Raw genomic sequence first — 18,964 nt, 5'->3', positions numbered from 1 at the left:
GGACGCAGGGCTTTTAGGGACATCGATCCCGTACAAAAAACTGTTCTCCTACTACCTCCAATGACCATGTTTGAGCTGGTTGGGGCAATTGACCTCGTATCACAAGCGAAGCTATGGGTTTGGAACCATCGTGGGATTGCCGGCTAGATTCACATCAGGAGGAGCTGACATGGCCAACGGAGGTTATTTGGCATGTACAGAATTATAACAAGATTTTTCCCTAACACAAGACGCCAAAGCTTGACAAACATTAGCTGGTTTTTTGTTGAATTGCAATGGCAGTGGTGCTTGGCGGTTCAATGGAAGAGCAAGTGGGGAGAGGCGAGCGTAGGGTAATGAGCCTAGAACTATAAAGAAAGAGACTGCCACCTACTTGTGAAGAGGGGCAGCCCACATCGGACGTTATACCATCATGCGGTTAACGGAACGGATATATCTTGATCTAGCAATGATAAAATATATAATCTGCATGACGAGGAATGCAGCTGAAGCGATAAGCACAGGCCCGGTCACATGTGCAATTTGAACCATTGATAAAACCGGCTTCAACACGACGAATGTCTGAATGGTCGACACAACAATCGGGATGAAGAAGATAATCGCAATCTGAAGCGTAGCGGATCGGTTCATCTCACGGTTGCTAAGGCCAATCTTCGATAAAGCGCGATAGGTGATGCCGTCGGCTGCTAGCTCGCTATACAGCTTGAAGTACAGGAAGCTTGCCGATGAGAGGGAGAAGATAAGCGCGAGGAACAGGCCGATAAAGTCCAGCAGCATGAACATTTGCTTTTGGCTGAAATATAAGTCTGCGCGCGCTTGAATAAATCCGCTGCTATCCCCCTGCTTCTGAAGTTTGTCGTTCCATTCTATGATCTTCATGCCAGCAACCGTTTCGGGATCATAGCGGTCAGGCAGTCCAACGGAATTGGTTAATTGATACAAGACCGTGTGATCCACATTTATTTTCTGGCTGGCGTACGACTTTTGTAACTGGGAGTAGGTGCTGTCATTGACGATGAGCAGTTTGTTGCCTCCATTCACGGCAGCGAGCGGCTCCGTTCGGATCTCATAATCAAAGGAAAGTTTGGCATCCTTATTTCGGTCCGCATAAATATCAATCGTGTTCCAATTCGCGCTTCCCCGTGCAAAGTCCGGACCGACTACGAGCAACGCGGCTTTATCTTTTAAGGAAGGAGCGGGCTCCGCCTGCATGTCAGTTGCAAACTTGTTGTATTGCTTCTCGGACATCATGCGCATGCCCCATAACGGACCGTTCGGGACCGCTAGGCTAAGCGTTTCGACTGTAAGCTTGCGATACGGCAGATTGGCTGCACGCAGCTCTTGATCGATTTTGCCGAATGTTGCTTGAATCGCCTTATCATCCGATTTCTCATATGGGGTATACGAGATCGCGAAAGGATTGTTCTCGAATGTCGTGCGGACGGTCTGCTGGGTTGCGAGCACGAAGCCGACACACATGGACGCAATCGACGTTACGACGGTCACGAGGAACAGAATTCGCGCATTATCCTTCAGCTTGTAGCTCATTTCTGAAATCCAGAGCAGATTCGTGCCTTTCCACGTAAACCTGCGGCGCTTTTGCACGAACCGGACGATCCACACGGTAAGCTGGGAATAGAAAAAGTACGTGCCAGCGATGCCTGTTACAGCTGCGATTGGAATGAAGAGGGAGCCTACGAATTTCAGATGCAGCGCTGCATAGCCAGTAGCTAGCAATGCTGTGCCAAGCAGAGCGAAGAAGAGGTTAACGCGCGGTGCCTTCTTCGGCCTGCTGCCCCCGGTTAATAGCTCTAGTGCTTGGCTGCCTCTGATGAAGAACAGCGTAAACACAGAGATGACAAGAAACAAAAGGATGAAAGCGGAAGCGGTCACGGCCATCGCCTTCATCGGCCAATAGAACGGAAGCTCCTCCATCTCCATCATTCGTGTACTGGCGATTAGGAACAGTTTCGAGAGCAACAGGCCGCTTGCAATGCCGCATACGATCGAAATGAGGCCGATCAACATATTTTCCAATAAAATGAGCAGGTTGATCTGTCTAGACTGTGCGCCGAGTATCATCAGAATGCCGAATTCGCGATTACGCGATTTGAGAAATACGCTGATGGAGTACAGCACGAAAAAGAACGCAAATACATAGACGATACACGTGGCGACGGTCATGCCCATTTGTGTTGTTTGGCCCATGGCCGTGCGGTCGATGCCAGGATGGTACATGAAGACTGAGTAGGTGAAAAAGATCATAACCATAAATGCGCTGCTCAGCATGAACGAGCTGTATGCCCGCGCGTTACGGCGTACGTTATTAAACGCGAATTGAGGAAAGTTCACTTGCATTACCTCCCCAGAAGGATAACGTATCGATAATTTTCTGGAAGAAAGACTGCCTGCTCTCCCCGCGATGAATTTCGGCTGCAAGCTTGCCATCCTTAATGAACACGATGCGATTGCAGTAGCTTGCCGCTAGTGGATCGTGGGTGACGAGCAGGATCGTCGTGCCGTCCTTCTCGTTAATTTGGGACAACGATTCCATCACGACCCGTGAAGAGTGGGAGTCAAGCGCACCTGTTGGCTCATCCGCCAGCAGCAGGACAGGCGATGTAATGGTAGCTCTGGCAATAGCTGTCCGCTGGCGCTGCCCGCCGGATATTTCATACGTGCGCTTATTCAATATTTCCGTAATGCCTAGCCGCTCGGCGGTTTGGAACAGCAAAGCGTCCATTTCCTTAATCGGGCGACGGTCGAGCGTAAGCGGAAGCACGATGTTCTCTGCCACAGTAAGCGTATCGAGCAGGTTGAAATCTTGGAATACGAAGCCGAGCTGCCTGCGCCGGAACAGCGCCAGCTCGCTTTTTTTCATCCGATGGGGGTTGGAGCCGCCGATTAGCACTTCGCCTGTGCTCGGGCGGTCGATGGTAGATACCATATTCAATAATGTCGTTTTGCCGCTGCCGGATGGGCCCATAATGCCGACGAATTCGCCCTTTGAGATGGTGAGATGGATATCGGTTAAAGCGTGTGTCGCGACTCTGCCTGTATAAACTTTATTCATGCCCTTTACTTCTAAAATGTTCATGCTTGGTTCGTTCCCCTTTCGCTCCTGCGTGTTCGTTTGATGTTCTCACTTTACCAAGCATGAGCGGCTTCGTGCTATCGATTTAGATGAAGCTTTGCTTACAACGATGAAAGGTTATGTTCGTATGCTGTTCGCGCGGGCCATCTGTAGGGCTGTATGCCAGCGATAGCCAAAAGACACACCTCTTAGGAAGGTGTGCCTGTAGGTTCAGCTTTGCGAAGTGCCAACGACACAGTCGTCCCTTGCCCTGGCGTAGATTCCAACTGTACGGAATGCCCGAGCTTATGGGCGATTTCGCGGACGAGATACAGCCCCATGCCAGTCGATTCAGCATATTGCCGGCCCCGTTCCCCCGTAAAGTAAGGGTTGAAAACCCGGCCAATATCTTCCGGCTCAATCCCGATGCCTTCATCACGAATGTGGAGCAGGATGTTCGCTCCTGCATCCTCGGCGATGAGATACACGCGTTTGCCGGAGCCGCCGCCGGAATAGTTGACGGCGTTTGTTACGATCTGGTCGAGCATGAACCGAAACCATTTGCTATCCGAGTAGATGCTTAGCGAGCTGTCGATCTGGAATTCCGGGGTAATGCCTTTGCGGATGAAGAGCTTGCGCCGTTCAACGATTACCTTGTTCACTTCTTCACGGAGACCGAGCGCTTCCACGGCAAAATCCTGCTCGAACCGTTCCAGCCGTGCCGTGTACAGTACCATCTCGAGCCCTTTGCGGAGCCGGTCCAGCTCATCCCGAATATGGCCGGCAGGCGCATCTTCTAATTCAGGCAGCGTAAGCTGAATGACGGACAGCGGGGTTTTCATTTGGTGAACCCAGCGATTGATGAAGGTGATATGCTGCTCCATAGCATTTTGCTGCCGCTGCAATTGTTCGGTGTACTGAAATTCATAGTGCAACATGCGCTCGTGAATCGCCTCAGGCAACGGAGAGGAGCCAAGCGGCGGAACTGTAATGGCGTCAGCTGAGCTGCCTGCCCAATCCGCCGGCTTCGATAGCTCCTTGTACATCTCCCGATTCATTACATAATGATAGGCGAGGTAAACGAGCAGCACAGAAGCGCTAATCAGCATCCCATAGAGCATAACGGAGACAGCGCGGCCTTCACCGGTAAGGGCGTAGAGCAGAGGGACAAGAACAAGCTGGATGCTGAAAATCAGAATCAGCGGCAGCTGTGTGCGCCAGAACAGCTTCATGGCAGCTCCTCCAGCTCAGGGATCATGCGATAGCCCGCGCCCCTGACGGTTTCAATTCGTTCGCCCGCACCGATTTCCTTTAGTTTCTTGCGAACGCGGGTGATGTATACGTTGAGCGTATTATCATCGATAAAATGCTGGTCCTCCCACATAAGGTCCAGCAGCCGTTCGCGGCTGACGACGCGCCCTTCTTTGAGCATGAGCACCTCTAGCAGCGCCGCTTCTTTCTGTGTAAGCTCGATCGAATTCCCCTGATAGGAGACGACATACCGTTCTGGATAAAAGAGCAAGCCTGCGCTTGTTACCGTCCGCTCTTGCTCTTGGCCGGTCGCATAAGCGCCGTATGCCCGACGAAGCTGGCTGCGGATTTTGGCAACAACGATCTCGATATCGAAGGGCTTTGTTATGTAATCATCCGCGCCGTTCTCAAGCGCCATAACCTGGTCCATCTGGCTGTCCCGCGCCGAGATAAAGATGATCGGGCAAGTGGATTGGGCACGAATTTGCCGGCACCAGTAGAAGCCGTCGAATTTGGGCAGGTTGACATCCAGCAGCACCAGATCGGGCTTAACCGCTAGAAAACAATCCAGAACGAGCTTAAAATCCTCCACAACCTTCACTGCAAAATCATATTTGGCGATCGCAGCGCTTAGCATATCTGCGATTTTGTCGTCGTCTTCGACGACTAGTATATTGTGCACGAGGTTTACTGCCTCCTATCGTTACGTTTCGTTATCGATCTATTCTAATCGCCAGAAGCAGTACGCTCAATACATAAATTTGGATTATTTATGGAACAGTAAACCATAAGAGATAAATGAATAGGGAAAAGGTTGGGCGATTGTGATGTTAACGGCTGTTTTTCTAGGCGTAGGCTGCGCTGCTTTTGCTTGTATTTACTTGATCGACGTTCTGAGTTTTGGCATAAAAGGGATGGGCGGAATAGAAGAATCAGGATTCACTTTTCAATTGGGAATCGCTTCATGTGGATTCTTCTATTGCTTGATTGCCGATAGGCAAATGAGAAAGAAACAAAAACAATCGACAAGCGGAGGAGAAGATGAACGATAATAAGCTTGCCATTTCGCGCTGGCAGTTATTCTCCCTGATCGTCTTATTCGAATTGGGAAGCGCGATTGTCATGAACATTGGGCAAGAGGCAAAGCGTGACTCATGGATTGCGATTCTGGCGGCCACGGCGATTGGCATCGGCATCTTTATGTTTTATCGGTTTCTGCAGTCGAGGCAGCCTAGCTTTGACCTATATGAGATTGCTCGTTATGCATTCGGCCATATCGCAGGCAGTGTTGTCATCTTCTTATATATTCTTTATTTTCTGTACCTCGGCGCACGAGTGCTTCGGGACTTTATTGAAATCATCTCGACGGCCGTGCTTGCTACAACGCCAATTGAGGTCATTGTGTTTACGTTCACTTCGGTTATTGCCTATATGCTCTGGCACGGGGCTGGCGCATTTATTAAAACGGCTGAGTTGTTTTTTTTGTTCATTCTCATCATTTTCTTTTTATTAGTTGTGCTCACGATATGGGATCATGAATATCACTTCACATACTTACAGCCTGTGCTAGGCGATGGCGTGAAGCCTGTCCTCGCTGCTGTGTTCCCTGCGCTTATTACGTTTCCTTTTGGGGAATTGATCGTGTTGGTCATGTTCCTGAAATTTACATCAGCAGGGGATAAAGCCGGGGCTGTATCAAGCTGGGCGATCGGCACAGCAGGTTTGATTCTCACATGCGCGACGATTCTAGAAACGATTACGCTTGATGTGAAGCCCAAAATTAGATCGCTATTTCCTTTACTGGTTACCGTTCGGGACATTTCTTTTGCTTATCTGTTTGAACGGCTAGAGATGCTTGTCATTTTCATGATGTTTGTGACGATCCTCATTAAAGTGTCTGCGTTCTTGTTTGGCGCGCTAAAAGGGATTGAGCATTTATTTCGGATTCCGTACCGCATTGCAGCGTTTCCGATTTCTTGCATTATTGCGTTGCTTTCGATCTACGCCGCGGATTCATTCGCCGAACATGCGGAAGAAGGATTGAAGGTTGTGCCGCTATATATCCATGTCCCTATGCAATTTGTGATTCCATTCTTTATGCTGCTTGCAGTGATGGTTAAAGCAGCTAGGGAGGGCAAGGAAGGAGAAGAGAAATGAGTGTGAGTCGGGCATTAACAAAACAAGAGGGCAGCATGGCCATGCCGTTGAACAAGGATGCGAACGATACGCTGTTGCAACTGCGCGAGCTTTTGGGAAATAGTTCTGATTTTCAATCTTCGGCGATTCAAATCGGCACTTCGCATGGGTTCTTATGCACATTAACGTCGATGGCTGACGCCCAATCGTTGATGGAGAAATTGCATGAGCCGCTTAAGGGAAGCGCTGCTTCCCAGCTGTCCGTGGATTCCTTGCAGCAACTCGAACAGTTTCGCCAAGAAAAGCTGGGCGTTTTAGCCTTTGCTTATGCGGCTACTGTCCAGGAAGCGGCTGGCCAGCTCCTCAGCGGGGATGCCCTTCTAATTGTGGATGGCGTGGAGCAAGTCCTGTGCATCACTGTCGGGGGCATGCCAACCAGAGCGATAGAAGCGCCTAAAAACCAAAAAGTCATTCGCGGCATGCAGGAATCGTTCACAGAGTCATTGGAAACCAATATTTCATTAATCCGGCGGCGGCTACGGAATCCGTTGCTTCGGTTTGAATCATTTATGGCAGGGGAAGAGACGAAGACATGCATCTCCCTGGCTTATTTGGCTAACGCAGCAGAGGAGTCTCTAGTCAGCGAATTTCGTTTGCGATTAACGAATATGCGTGTGAAGGCGATCTATGATTCGTCTAATGTGGAAGAAATCATCAGCCAAAACCGATCATGGTTCTTCCCCACCTTGCTAAGTTTAGAAAGGCCGGATACGGCAGCCTCCGCGCTCGTTGAAGGGAAATGCGTGGTCATTGTTGATGGAAGCCCGTTCGTGCTTATTGGTCCAGCAGTGTACGGCAATTTCTTTCAATCGGCAGGCGATTATTACGTGATGCCAGTCCTCGCCATGTTTATGCGGTTAATGAGGCATGTGAGCCTTATTTTGTCATTATTTTTGCCAGCGCTCTATATCTCTGTGATCTATTACCATTCAGAAATGGTGCCAACGCTGCTTCTTTACTCCATTAGCGGACAGGAGCAAGGGTCTCCGTTTACGACTGGAGTTGCGCTTGTGGCAATGACGCTCTTATTCGAATTGCTGCGCGAAGCGGGCACACGTGTGCCCAGCGTCCTTGGGCAAGCCGTTCCGATCGCAGGCGCAATCGTCCTTGGGCAGGCAGCTGTGGAAGCCGGCATTGTGTCGAGCATTTTATTGATTGTAGTTGCAGCTACCGAGCTTTGCGGGCTGCTCGTTCCCCATTATGATTTTAGCAGTACCGTTCGCTTAATCCGTTTTGGCTTGCTTTTGCTCGGTGCTGTGTTAGGGGTTTACGGCATTTTTATTGGAATTGCCCTGCTAACTGTACATCTGGTCAGTTTACAATCATTTGGCGTGCCCTACCTTACCCCCGTTGCGCCAATGCGGCCTAAGGCACATAGGGATATGGTGTTTCGTGCACCGCTGAAGAACGAGGATGCTTCATGATACGCAGAACAATCATGATTATCCTATTGGGCTCCCTTATTAGTGTCGCTTTAACCGGTTGCTGGGATATACGAACGGCAAACCAGTATGTGATCGTGAGCAGTGTAGCCGTAATGAATGGCGAGAAATTCAATTATCATGTCTACTTGCAGATCATCAACACAATGGAGTTTGCTTCTGGCAAGAGAAGGGGAAACGCGACGACATACGTATTAGATGGTGAAGGGAACACGATGAATGAGGCTTTTTTTAAAATTGAGGAGAAAGCGGGCCGCAAGCTGGAATTAAGCCATATGATGCTGCTCATGCTGGACGAGAAGCTGCTAACGGATGAAAAAGGGCTGCCCTTCTTTGATTTTCTTGAAAGCATGGCAGATGTCCGCAATGATATTCAAATGGTTGTTGCCCATCGCATTCCAGCATCTGAACCCAATAAGATTCTTATTCCGATGGTTACGGTGTCTGTTGGCAAAATTAGATATGAGTTGGATTCCGTTGCAAAAAATTGGGGAGGCACGCCTAACGTTCATTTGAAAGATTTCATTCGGGATATTACGAGTGACGGTAAACAGCCAGTGATTTCTTCGGTGACGATTGAGCATCCCTCGTCGAAAGCGTTCAATACCGAAGTGCTTAAAGATACGGTACAATCGACGCAAATTATAGCGGATGGCACGGCGGTCATGAAACGGGCAAAGTTGCTCGGCTTCTTGACAGTGGAGGAAACACGCGATGTATTGTGGGCACAAAATAAGATAAAGCAAACATCGCTGACAGTTCCATGTGAATCGGATAAATATGTACAGGTTCAAATTCTTCATTCGGACAGCCATGTGAAAGTGGATTATGCGAATCATCGCCCAAACGTTCGCATCCAGATTAACGTGAAAGGGGATATTAGCGAAAATCAATGCCGGACGATTAGGTTGGATAAGATTAATGGATACAGTAAAACCGAATCGATCACAGAACAGATGATTAAGAAGGGCGTGGAGGGAACGATCGAGAAAGTACAGAAGGAGTACGGAAGCGATATATTTGGATTTGGCGAGCAGATGATGAGGCAGCATTATCGTAGTTTCAATAAAGTTAAGAGCGATTGGGACCAGGAGTTTGTTAAAGCGAAAGTGACGGTGGCCGTGAAAGCCAAGATTCAAAGCAATGGCATTGTTTCGAAAAGCTTCCTGAACGATATCCCGAAATGAATTAGGGAGCCGCGCCATTACTCGGGTTAATGGCGCAGCTCCCTAATTGTTCAGTTAAACCAAACGGCAGCAAGCCGGCGAATGCCTTCTTCGATCGCTTGCTCAGGTACGCCGCCGAAGCCGAGCATGATAAGCGATGGCGGGCATTGCGCAGGATTGCTCCATTGCGGCGCTGGCGAATAGACGCGTACGCCAGCAGCCTCGGCAAGTGCGATAAGTTCATCGCGCTGTTTGCCATGGATGTCGAGCAGCAGATGCAGGCCCGCTTTTTGCCCGATGATGGAGACTCGGTCTTGCATATGCACCTGCAAAGAATGGATGAGGCGGCGGTGCTTCGCTTGGTATAGCCTACGCATACGTCGGACATGCCGCTCCATATGGCCTTCGCGCATGAACAGCATGACAGCGCGCTGCAAGAGCGGTGAAACAGCTGTGTTATACGAGGCGAGGCGTGCAAGCGATGCTTCAGCAACAGGCAGTGGCAGGACCAGATAGCTCATGCGGACTGAGGGCAGGAATGACTTGGATATCGTGCCAAGATAGATGACGCGCCCGTCTTGATCGAGCGCTTGCAAGGCGTGAATGGGCTGTCCTTGATAACGGAATTCGCTATCGTAATCGTCCTCAAGGATGAACGCGCCAATTTCGTTTGCCCATTGGATGAGCTGATGGCGCTTCTGTGCAGACAGCACGCTGCCAATCGGGAATTGATGCGATGGCGTGACGTAGGCGGCTGCCGTCTTGCTTGCCTTAAGCGCTGCAATGGACAGGCCATCATGCTCAATCGGAATCGGGAACATCGCACATTTATGATCGGCAAACACGCTTCGTACGCGGCTATACCCCGGATCTTCCATCGCTACGGCTCGTCCTGCGAGCTGGAGTATTCTGCACAGCAGAGCGATTGACTGCTGTGTTCCTGCTGTTAAGACGATCTGGTCCGCTGTGCAATGGACGCCCCGCGACTCGCCCAAGTAACGGGCAAGCTCTGCGCGCAGCTCTGCATCGCCTTGCGGATGCCCATAACCCAGTACTTCGCGCAGATCATAATCGAGCGCATGATGAAGGCAAGCTCGCCAAGCTTTCAGCGGGAACCGTTCCACATCGATGTCGCCATATTGAAAGTCAATCATAGGCAGGGCGCCGCGATTCTCGCGGCGCTCTGTTTCGTTGCTATCCGTGCGAGGCGGCATTTCCCGGGCACTGCTGCTAGCAAATGAGCCATTCCCGCGATAGATGCTTTTGTTGCTGGCGCTGTTCCTGCTTACTGCTTCAGGCGCTTTCTCTATCGGGAGAGCCCGCAGGCCGCTTCGCTCCCTGCTTTGGGCATACCCTTCGGCGATGAGCTGCTGATAGGCGGTCTCGACCGTTACCTTGCTCACCTGTAGATGTGCACTCAGCTGTCGTATCGACGGGAGGCGAGCGCCAGCGCCAATTCGGCCATCTTCCATAAGCGTTCGAATATGGCGATACAGTTGCAAGTATAATGGCTGTCCGCTGTCCCGATCCAATATTGGCGTGATCTCCATCTGATGCTTTCCACTCCGTTCTGTTCATTGCCATCTCACAATTCTGACCCTATTAATTTGAGTGTATCTGTCTATTTGTATAAGGTCAAATATCGAATATGATGAACGCATGATAGCAAACAAACAGAGAATTGGAGAGAGGGTTGATCAACGATGTATGCTTTTGCTGACAAAGTTCGCCTGCAACTGCGCGCCTGCACGGACGAGACGAAGATTCATGCCTTTCTAGAGCACGCCGAGACGGGAATTCTCGGATTGTCGAATGGGGACCAACCGTATGCGGTGCCGCTCAATTATGTGTGGATGAATGGCGCGATCTACTTCCATGGGGCGGAGGAGGGACGAAAGAACGAATATATGAAGCAAAACGCGAAAGGCTGCTTCACAGTTAGCGAATCTTACGGCACGATGACCGCCCCTGTGCCTGCGCACACGGACACGGCCTATATGAGCGTGATGCTGTTCGGCAGCCTCTCGATTATCGAGTCGCTGGACGAAGCGGCCGCAGCTATGCAGAAGATGCTGGATAAATACGTTCCGGGCTTCTATCGGCATCCGCTTGCTGCGCAGCATGTGGACAAATATCGCTCCTCGCTAGGCAGCCGCACAATCGTGTTCAAGCTGTCGGTCGATACGATGACCGCCAAGGAAAATGCGCCGCAAGAGGGGCGCATTTTCCGCCCGGGGCAACATGAGAGCATGCCGTTTGAACGCGATTAAACCGGCCTAAACGAAAAACGCCTATTCCTGCCCATGATAACGGGAGGGAATAGGCGTTTCTTGCTTAAACAAGCTTGACTGTAAAGCGGAAGCTGTAAGGCCGATTGGCCGGCAGCACATATTCAGAATGTGTCCGTGCGCCCCAGCTGTCGTCGCCGCCGACGCCCATTTGCTTGTCGTTAATGCGCACAACCGTACGGTTTGAAGTTGGCAGCTTGTATGTATGGTCGCTAGCCTCCAGCTCGCTCGGTGTCCAAGGCAGTGCGTTCACTTCCATCGCTGTTGTGCTCTCGAAGCGCAAGCCTGCGCCATTGGCGCCTTCCGTCAAGCTAGCGAATCGGACATCCGTCTTGTTGCCGCATTCCTGCGGGCGCAAATAAGGGACGAACTGCTCCCGCACTTTGCCGGCGTATAGCCCAAGGCGAGCGCCGGACTTGCGGTCCCAATAACTCTCATGTGGCCCGCGCCCATACCAAGCAATCGTATCGAGCTGCCCGGCAAGCACGAACAGCATGCCGATCTCAGGAATTTCCGGCAGCTTATCGCTGCCAGGAATGAGCTCCTGCTCGATGGCGATGCTGCCATCGGCTGTTATTTCATAACGCACCGTTACCGTAGAGGAGACAGGGGCGGTTGGCAACATATAAGCGGCGTGGATGATACAGCGCTCGTTCTCCATTCGCCAACTGAAGCTGGCAAGCTTGCGATTAGCGCCTGCATCCTTCCATACGCCGCAGCGCTCTTGCAGCTTATTGCCCAGATCATTATCGGTAACGGCACGCCAGAAGTTCGGCCGAACGGGTTCAAGCAGGCGCTCCAGCCCGCCATCCTTGTAGGATACGAGATCGCCCGAAGCGCGGCTGAACGTTACGGTCAGCTTATTGCCGGCAACCGTGAATAGGCCGCCTTGCTCGGATACGCGCAGCGGCGGTTTGGTTGCCGCTCCGGCTGCAGCCGACGTTTGTAGGAATCGGGGAGACAGCATGAACTGTTCCCAAGCGATTTCATGTCCAGCTTCTGCCCACGCTGTACACGAGCGAAGCTTGAACGATACGTTCAGCACATATTCATGTGCAGGAGCGTAATCCATTTGATATGGGAGCGTAACAATCGCGTACTCGCCTGGAGCGAGGGGCAGCTGCATAACGCCATGCTCGGCCAGTTCGCCGTCCTGCATCACTTCCCAGTGCAGGTCATAGATGCCCAGATCCGTAAACAGAAGCTTATTGCGAAGGCTAATTTTGTTATCGCATAGATTGACGGCTTCTATCGCGATGTTTTGGTAGCATTTTTTTACTTCATGCAGTTTAGGCGTAGCTGTTCGGTCAGCGAACAGCAACCCATTGCCGCTGAAATTGCCGTCATGCGGGGATTCGCCAAAGTCGCCGCCGTAGGCGAGATACGCAACCCCGTCCGCTGTTGCCGTCCGAATCGCTTGGTCGGCCCAATCCCAAATAAAGCCGCCTTGCAGCACATCATATTTGTCGAACAGCTCGGTGTACTTGTGCAGCCCGCCGCAGGAATTGCCCATCGCATGCGCATATTCGCACAGAATGTAAGGCTTCGCCGGTTGGTTCAGCGCATAGGCTTCAACCTCATGCGGTTTGATATACATCGTGGATTCGATATCGGAAGCTGCCTCAGAAGGCCGATAGTGGAATACGCCCTCGTAGTGCACGAGCCTCGTAGGATCGCATGCTTTCAAGTAATCATGCATCGCGATGAAGTTATCGCCGCCGAACGATTCGTTGCCCAGCGACCAAATGACGATAGACGGATGGTTCTTGTCGCGCTGGAACATGGAGTTGCAGCGGTCCAGCACGTTTTCCCGCCATTCGGGATGGCTGGCTGGCACCGTTCGGGCTGCCAGTTCCTTTTGCCCATACGACCAAGAACCGTGCGTCTCTAAATTCGTCTCATCGATCACATACAGGCCAAATTCGTCGCATAGCTCGTACCACTTGGATTGATTCGGATAGTGGGATGTCCGCACTGCATTAATGTTATGGCTTTTCATAAGCACGATGTCGCGAACCATGTCTTCCTTGCTCAGCGCACGCCCGGTCTCACAGCTAAATTCATGGCGGTTGACGCCTTTGAAGACGATACGCTTGCCGTTGATTTGCATCAATCCGTCCTTCAGCTCGAAGCGGCGGAAGCCTACGCGGCAACTGGCTGCCTCCAGCAGCACGCCTGATGCATCCACAAGCGAGAGGACGAGCGTATACAGATTCGGCGATTCGGCGCTCCAGAGGAGCGGGCTCGCGATAAGAGCGGATAGCTCAAGCTTGGACATGTCTTGCTGAGGCGCAAACGAAACTGCCGCATCAAGCGGCTTGCTCCATAATGGCTGCTCTTGCCCGTCATACAGTTGGGCCTCGATGCGGCACGCCGCCCCAGCATCGTGAAAGTAGTTTCTTACTTTCACATCTAGCTGCAGCTCGGCATCGCGATAAGCTTCGTCCAGCGCAGTGCGAACGAAAAAGTCAGCGATATGAAGCTTCGGTGTCGTGTACAAGTAAACATCGCGGAAAATGCCACTAAGCCGCCAAAAGTCTTGGTCTTCAAGCCAGCTTGCATCGCACCAGCGATAAACTTCAACGGCAAGTTTGTTATCGCCCGCAACCAAATACGGCGTCAGGTCGAATTCCGCAGGCGTAAACGTATCCTCGCTATAGCCAACCAGCTCGCCATTAAGCCATACATAGAATGCCGACTCAACGCCCTGAAAGCTGATGTATACGGGCTGGCCATTCCAAGCTTCCGGCACATGAAACGTACGTATGTAAGAGCCGACAGGGTTGTAGCGGGTCGGGGCGAAGGGCGGCTGCAGCTCCGGCTCGGACTCCGCCCACGGGTAACGGACATTCGTATAATGCGGATAATCGTAGCCTTGGAATTGCCAGTGGGAAGGGACGGGCATATCCGCCCAGCCGCTGCTGTCAAAGCTCGTTTCGTAAAAGCTTCTAATCCGCTCCTCAGGCGTTTCGGCAAATGCGAACTTCCAGATGCCGTTAAGGGAATAGTAGTAAGGCGAAGCGGCATGCTCGCCGCACAGTGCATCTTGTATCGTTGGGAATGGCATGAGAGAGGCATGCGCATCCATTCGGTTTAATTGGAAAATTTCCGGGTTATTGTTCCATTCTGGATACCCGTTGGCAGGCGGCTGATACATCCATTTGTTACGCACCTTAACATCTCCTTGAGCTCGGTCGTTATCGCTATATTCATATTATAGAATTGAAAGTATACTAATAAAATAAAACAATATTACGCATTTATATAACAATATGAAACGAGGTTTAGGGATGGACAGCTGTTGCATTTTCTGTCCGGAGGACGACGCGAGGCGGCTGCCCGTGTACGTCACGACAGTCGGCTATTGGGAGCATCAAGGCGAGATGGTCCGGCCTGATGGCTTTCCCGACTATCAGCTGCATCAAGTGCTCCAAGGCAAAGGTGAGCTAACGATTGCAGGTGAGCGCCATATCGTAGGGCCAGGCGAAGCTTTCTTCCTATACCCGCGCATCGAACATGCTTATGTGCCGCTTACCGAACCGTGGGAAGTCGCTTGGGTTTCCTTCAACGGGCGGGAATCGGGGCAGATGCTGCAGTATGCAGGCGTTGTCGAATCAGGTCCTGTCCGTATGCGGGAAGGCAGCTTGCTTCCGCCGCTCGAGCAAATGATTACGCTGGGAATGGACGATGTGCTGGAGGCAAGCAACGAACGTGCGAAGCTGCTGTTCGCGCTGCTGCTGGACCTGAAGCAAGTGTTGCTCGCCCCGGCTAGCCAGGCGCAGGAGCGGGAGCGCCTGAAGCCGATTTTGCAGCATATTGAAGCGCATTTGCATCGCCCGTTGGCATTGAACGAACTAGCTGGAGTTGCCAATGTTTCACCGCAATACGTATGCCGCCTATTCCAGCAAGTACTGCATGTCCGCCCGACCGTCTACATGAACCAGCAGCGCATTAATCGAGGGAAGCATCTGATGGTTAACGAGCCGGCCAAAAAAATGTACGAAATCGCCCGCATGGTCGGGTTCGATAATGTGAGTTACTTTTGCGCCGTATTCCGTAGGCAGACAGGTATGAGCCCAGATGCCTTCAAGAAGATGCATGGCTTGAATCGGTAACAGAGGAGCTTACGCTGTATTAGCGAAACAATCATAAGGAAAGTTATGTTTTGCGTAATTATGCACCTTATTTACATAGCAACAGGCATTCCGGTGAAAAGGAATTTTGTTATAGTACAAGTAACGGCGGAGGGAGAGAATACAGTGGGCAGATATGGCTTTAATCCGCTGACGCGCTTGAGCGTCAACCGACAGCTTTTGCTTTTGCTGCTCGTTATGGTCATTCCGATCCTTGTGCTGCAGGTTTTTGGCAGTGCAAAGGCGGAAGATATCATGAAAAGGAATGTCACGAGCGCCTATGCAGAATTGAACAAGCAGAATTTATTATTAATAAGCAGGGATACGGATACGGTTAGCAAAATAACATCCACCATTATCGGAAACCCGATCACGCAGCAGCTTCGGACGGACGCAGACGCCGTATCAAGCGAAGTGATTGAACGGGTTCGAAGGTTTACGGCGGTCGATAAGCTGTTGTCGAACTATTCGACCGAGGCAGATGGAACCGACCCGATCGCTTACGCTTTCTACGTCTACGACCCGAATAATGTGTATGCGTTTGCACCCAAGCGCCAGATGTTATCGACGGGGGTATATTTTTTCGACGAAGAGCACAAGCCGGTCTGGTATGACGAAGCTGTTGCTCGCAAGGGCAATGGGTATATGAAGGTTATGCCAAGCATGGTTGAAACGTCAGGAGGCAAGAGGACGCTTGCATACATCCGTGCCGTTCGGGATACAAGCACGGGAACAGGCGTAATCGGCGTGCTTGTTGCAACAAATATGGAGGAAAAGATCGGCACCTCATTGAAATCAGTTGACCTGCCGGAAGGCGGAAGCCTCTTCTTCACAGACGCCACGGGCGTCATTCTGGCATCGAGTGATATGGGCCGAATGGGCACGATGCTTGAAATGCCGGAAGATGTGGCAAAACAATATGGTTCAGGCAAGGTATCGCATGTCATTGCTGGCGATGTGATTTACGTAGCGACGAATAACGGAGTCGGACAGAAGCTCGTCTATCAAATTCCGACAAAGTCGCTCATGCAGCAGCAGACCGAAATTAAACGCGTTATTTCGGTTTTGTCCATTGCCTATTTAGTGCTATGTTGTATCGTGATGACATATTTCTGGCGTTCCTTGATGAAGCCGCTGCAAAAAATGGCGTCCTTCTCCCGAACGTACGAGCCGGGCAAACTAGTGCCAGGCACGCCTGGAAAGGACAGACGGGATGAGGTTGGTATACTTATGACATCTCTCTACGATATGGCTAGACGGCTTAATATGCTTATCCATGACAAGTACCAGATGGAAATCAAGCAGAAGGAAACGCAGTTGCAAATGCTGTACCAGCAAATTAATCCGCATTTGCTTTACAACACTTTAGAGAGCATCTATTGGAAAAGCACAATTGAAGGCCGCTCTGAATCAGCGGAGATGATTAAGGATTTGTCCAAGCTCATGCGAATTAGCCTCAGCCGCGGCCGCGAGCTGATTACGATTGGCGAAGAGCTGGAGCATGCAGCTGCTTATATTAAGCTGCAGCAGCATCGTTATGCATTCTCGTTCTCGGTAGTATGGGAAGTGCCGGAGGAAGCGCTGGTGTATCTCATTCCCAAAATCACCCTGCAGCCGCTAATTGAAAATAGCATTATACACGGCATCAAGCATATGGGCGAAGACGGAGAGATTGGCATTCGGGTTCACGTAGAGGCCGAGCAAATTACGATAAGAGTTGAAGACAACGGCTACAAGGAAATCGACTGTGAAGCAATTGAACGTACCCTTATCGCAACAGCGAGCGGTGAACAGTCAGGGTATGGCATTCGCAATATTCAACAGCGGATTCAGCTGCATTTTGGCCCTGAATACGGGCTGAGATACAGCCCTCGCGAAGGCGGGGGGACGATTGCGCAGCTTGCGCTGCCAGCTGTCACGGTTCCGCCAGGAGAAGCGGAGCAATACCTAGAGAATGATGAAAGGAACTAAAGGAGGGTGCAGCTATGCATCGTATTTTAATTGTCGATGATGAGCCGTTGATTGGCCAAGGGCTCAGCAGTTTGCTCGCGTCCTCGGGCATTGGGATTGAAGCGCTCTACGTCGCCCATAATGGTTATGAGGCGCTGGATTATATACGCATGGAAGAGATCGACCTGTTAATAACGGACATTCAGATGGGCGCTATGAGCGGGATTGAGCTGATGCATCAAGCGAAGCTAGTCCGGCCGTGGATTCAAACGATCGTCATTTCGGCGCATGAGACCTTCCAATATGCACAATTGGCGATGCGGTTGGGGGCAAAAGATTATTTGATCAAGCCGCTGGATGGGGCGCAATTGCTTGATTCGGTGCGCAATGTGCTGCTGAAGCTGGAGAAGCGGCTGAAAACGCAGGAAGATGGGATCGAAACGCTGCATGAGCGGTTTCGCATGTCGGAGCCATCTGACCATGGAACGGAGCTGCTAAATCGCTTGATTGGGGAGCAGGCTGGCGCTAGCCAAGAGGTGGCCGCGCAGCTGGATAAGCTTGGCGTACAGCTTGCCGGCCCTTATTTTGCAGTCATTAAGCTTCGGCTGCAGCTGCAGGGGCCTGACCGGGAGGTTTCGGAACGGGATAGCCGTTTGCTTCGTTATGGTGCGCTTAATATCGCAGCAGAGCTATTGGAATCAGACCAAGGCTCAATCGCTTTTTATTCCGGTGATGCTGAGCTGAGCATTATTATGCAGTGGGACGAGGAAGCGTATGAGAATGCCCCAGCATCGGAGAGCAAGTTGAACCGGCTCGATATGTTCGGCCGCAGCTTGCATCGCAGCGTTCGGCGTTACTTGGGGCTGGCTTCGATTGTTGGCATCAGCCAGGTTGTTCAAGGGTTGGAGCAGCTTCCCTTATTGAACAGCCAAGCGGTGCAAGCCTTGCGTTGGAGCCAACGCCATCCGGACCATGATGTGTTCTATTACGGCGATTTTCACGAGGACCTCTACACGAAGGAGGAGCCGTCCGAGGATGAGCTCCGCGCCCAGCATAACCGAATTGCCGAGCGTTCGAAGGCATATATTGATGAGCATTTTGCGCAGAAGGGCCTTACGCTCCATGAAGTTGCCCAGCATAACCACGTTAGTCCGAACTACTTGAGCTATTTGTTCAAGAAGACCATTGGCATGAACCTGTGGGAGTATGTCATGAAGCTGCGGATGGAAGAAAGCCGTCGATTGCTGTTGGAAACCGATATGCGCCGGTACGAAATAGCGGAGCGGGTAGGCTATGAGTCCCCGGAACATTTTAGCAAGATATTCAAAAAATACTATGGCGTAAGCCCTAGTGAGCTGAAGAAGTAATAATGCCTATCATCCCAATAGATTCGCACATGTGCACAAGGGGCTCCTTTTTCTAAAATAAAAGGGTAACTAATGCACATATGGAATGAGGGGTACTC

At 51.1% G+C, this 18,964-nt stretch carries 14 protein-coding genes; 8 read left to right on the top strand and 6 right to left on the bottom strand.

Annotated elements, in window-relative coordinates; all coding sequences use genetic code 11:
• Positions 1 to 402 precede the first annotated feature (402 nt).
• The 4 genes from GON22_RS22205 to GON22_RS22190 all read right to left on the bottom strand — a co-directional run bounded on the left by GON22_RS22205 (position 403) and on the right by GON22_RS22190 (position 5,006).
• A complete protein-coding gene (locus tag GON22_RS22205) occupies positions 403 to 2,358 on the bottom strand; it encodes an FtsX-like permease family protein (RefSeq protein ID WP_202113447.1) in 1,956 nt (651 codons plus the stop codon).
• A complete protein-coding gene (locus GON22_RS22200; RefSeq protein ID WP_160398307.1) occupies positions 2,327 to 3,097 on the bottom strand; it encodes an ABC transporter ATP-binding protein in 771 nt (256 codons plus the stop codon). Before GON22_RS22200 ends, GON22_RS22205 begins: the two co-directional genes overlap by 32 nt.
• Positions 3,098 to 3,282: 185 nt before the next feature.
• Positions 3,283 to 4,305 (bottom strand): sensor histidine kinase, encoded by a 1,023-nt coding sequence (locus GON22_RS22195; protein ID WP_160398306.1) that lies wholly within the window; start codon positions 4,303 to 4,305, stop codon positions 3,283 to 3,285.
• Entirely contained in the window at positions 4,302 to 5,006 is a 705-nt protein-coding gene (locus tag GON22_RS22190) for a winged helix-turn-helix domain-containing protein (protein WP_160398305.1), read from the bottom strand. Before GON22_RS22190 ends, GON22_RS22195 begins: the two co-directional genes overlap by 4 nt.
• 142 nt (positions 5,007 to 5,148) lie before the next feature.
• Between GON22_RS22190 and GON22_RS22185 the strand changes: the two genes are divergently transcribed.
• The 4 genes from GON22_RS22185 to GON22_RS22170 are packed head-to-tail and all read left to right on the top strand — an operon-like array spanning position 5,149 to position 9,149.
• A complete protein-coding gene (locus GON22_RS22185) occupies positions 5,149 to 5,376 on the top strand; it encodes a hypothetical protein (RefSeq protein WP_160398304.1) in 228 nt (75 codons plus the stop codon).
• A complete protein-coding gene (locus GON22_RS22180; RefSeq protein ID WP_160398303.1) occupies positions 5,366 to 6,481 on the top strand; it encodes a GerAB/ArcD/ProY family transporter in 1,116 nt (371 codons plus the stop codon). Before GON22_RS22185 ends, GON22_RS22180 begins: the two co-directional genes overlap by 11 nt.
• Positions 6,478 to 7,944: a spore germination protein gene (locus GON22_RS22175; RefSeq protein WP_160398302.1), complete on the top strand. Its 1,467-nt coding sequence runs from the start codon at positions 6,478 to 6,480 to the stop codon at positions 7,942 to 7,944. Before GON22_RS22180 ends, GON22_RS22175 begins: the two co-directional genes overlap by 4 nt.
• On the top strand, positions 7,941 to 9,149 hold the full coding sequence (locus GON22_RS22170) for a Ger(x)C family spore germination protein (protein ID WP_160398301.1): 1,209 nt from the start codon (positions 7,941 to 7,943) through the stop codon (positions 9,147 to 9,149). Before GON22_RS22175 ends, GON22_RS22170 begins: the two co-directional genes overlap by 4 nt.
• Before the next feature lie 50 nt (positions 9,150 to 9,199).
• Here the strand turns inward: GON22_RS22170 and pdxR are convergent, their stop codons facing one another.
• Positions 9,200 to 10,678, bottom strand: coding sequence for a MocR-like pyridoxine biosynthesis transcription factor PdxR (gene pdxR / locus GON22_RS22165; RefSeq protein ID WP_160398300.1), 1,479 nt, complete (start codon positions 10,676 to 10,678; stop codon positions 9,200 to 9,202).
• Positions 10,679 to 10,831: 153 nt separating this feature from the next.
• Here pdxR and GON22_RS22160 point away from each other — a divergent pair, with 153 nt between their 5' ends.
• Positions 10,832 to 11,398 carry a pyridoxamine 5'-phosphate oxidase family protein gene (locus GON22_RS22160; protein ID WP_160398299.1) on the top strand — a complete coding sequence of 189 codons (567 nt, stop codon included), beginning with the start codon at positions 10,832 to 10,834 and terminating at the stop codon, positions 11,396 to 11,398.
• Between the two features lie 64 nt (positions 11,399 to 11,462).
• On the opposite strand, the gene GON22_RS22155 is transcribed toward GON22_RS22160, so the two are convergent.
• A complete protein-coding gene (locus GON22_RS22155) occupies positions 11,463 to 14,588 on the bottom strand; it encodes a glycoside hydrolase family 2 TIM barrel-domain containing protein (protein WP_336604356.1) in 3,126 nt (1,041 codons plus the stop codon).
• A gap of 118 nt (positions 14,589 to 14,706) precedes the next feature.
• Between GON22_RS22155 and GON22_RS22150 the strand changes: the two genes are divergently transcribed.
• From GON22_RS22150 to GON22_RS22140, 3 genes are all read left to right on the top strand, one after another.
• Positions 14,707 to 15,531 (top strand): helix-turn-helix transcriptional regulator, encoded by an 825-nt coding sequence (locus tag GON22_RS22150; RefSeq protein ID WP_160398298.1) that lies wholly within the window; start codon positions 14,707 to 14,709, stop codon positions 15,529 to 15,531.
• A 144-nt stretch (positions 15,532 to 15,675) separates the two neighbouring features.
• On the top strand, positions 15,676 to 17,520 hold the full coding sequence (locus GON22_RS22145; protein WP_160398297.1) for a histidine kinase: 1,845 nt from the start codon (positions 15,676 to 15,678) through the stop codon (positions 17,518 to 17,520).
• Between the two features lie 14 nt (positions 17,521 to 17,534).
• Positions 17,535 to 18,866 (top strand): response regulator transcription factor, encoded by a 1,332-nt coding sequence (locus GON22_RS22140; protein ID WP_160398296.1) that lies wholly within the window; start codon positions 17,535 to 17,537, stop codon positions 18,864 to 18,866.
• Positions 18,867 to 18,964 lie beyond the last annotated feature (98 nt).

Origin of the sequence: Paenibacillus sp. MMS18-CY102 (assembly GCF_009789195.1) — a bacterium.
GTDB lineage: Bacteria > Bacillota > Bacilli > Paenibacillales > Paenibacillaceae > Paenibacillus_T.
This window is presented reverse-complemented; position numbering and strand designations above follow the sequence as displayed.

Bases quoted from the DNA above. Each gene is read 5' to 3' on its own strand.
- GON22_RS22170 (WP_160398301.1), top strand. From the start codon at position 7,941: ATGATACGCAGAACAATCATGATTATCCTATTGGGCTCCCTTATTAGT.
- GON22_RS22160 (WP_160398299.1), top strand. From the start codon at position 10,832: ATGTATGCTTTTGCTGACAAAGTTCGCCTGCAACTGCGCGCCTGCACG.
- GON22_RS22140 (WP_160398296.1), top strand. From the start codon at position 17,535: ATGCATCGTATTTTAATTGTCGATGATGAGCCGTTGATTGGCCAAGGG.
- GON22_RS22175 (WP_160398302.1), top strand. From the start codon at position 6,478: ATGAGTGTGAGTCGGGCATTAACAAAACAAGAGGGCAGCATGGCCATG.
- GON22_RS22195 (WP_160398306.1), bottom strand. From the start codon at position 4,305: ATGAAGCTGTTCTGGCGCACACAGCTGCCGCTGATTCTGATTTTCAGC.
- GON22_RS22180 (WP_160398303.1), top strand. From the start codon at position 5,366: ATGAACGATAATAAGCTTGCCATTTCGCGCTGGCAGTTATTCTCCCTG.
- GON22_RS22150 (WP_160398298.1), top strand. From the start codon at position 14,707: ATGGACAGCTGTTGCATTTTCTGTCCGGAGGACGACGCGAGGCGGCTG.
- GON22_RS22200 (WP_160398307.1), bottom strand. From the start codon at position 3,097: ATGAACATTTTAGAAGTAAAGGGCATGAATAAAGTTTATACAGGCAGA.
- GON22_RS22205 (WP_202113447.1), bottom strand. From the start codon at position 2,358: ATGCAAGTGAACTTTCCTCAATTCGCGTTTAATAACGTACGCCGTAAC.
- pdxR (WP_160398300.1), bottom strand. From the start codon at position 10,678: ATGGAGATCACGCCAATATTGGATCGGGACAGCGGACAGCCATTATAC.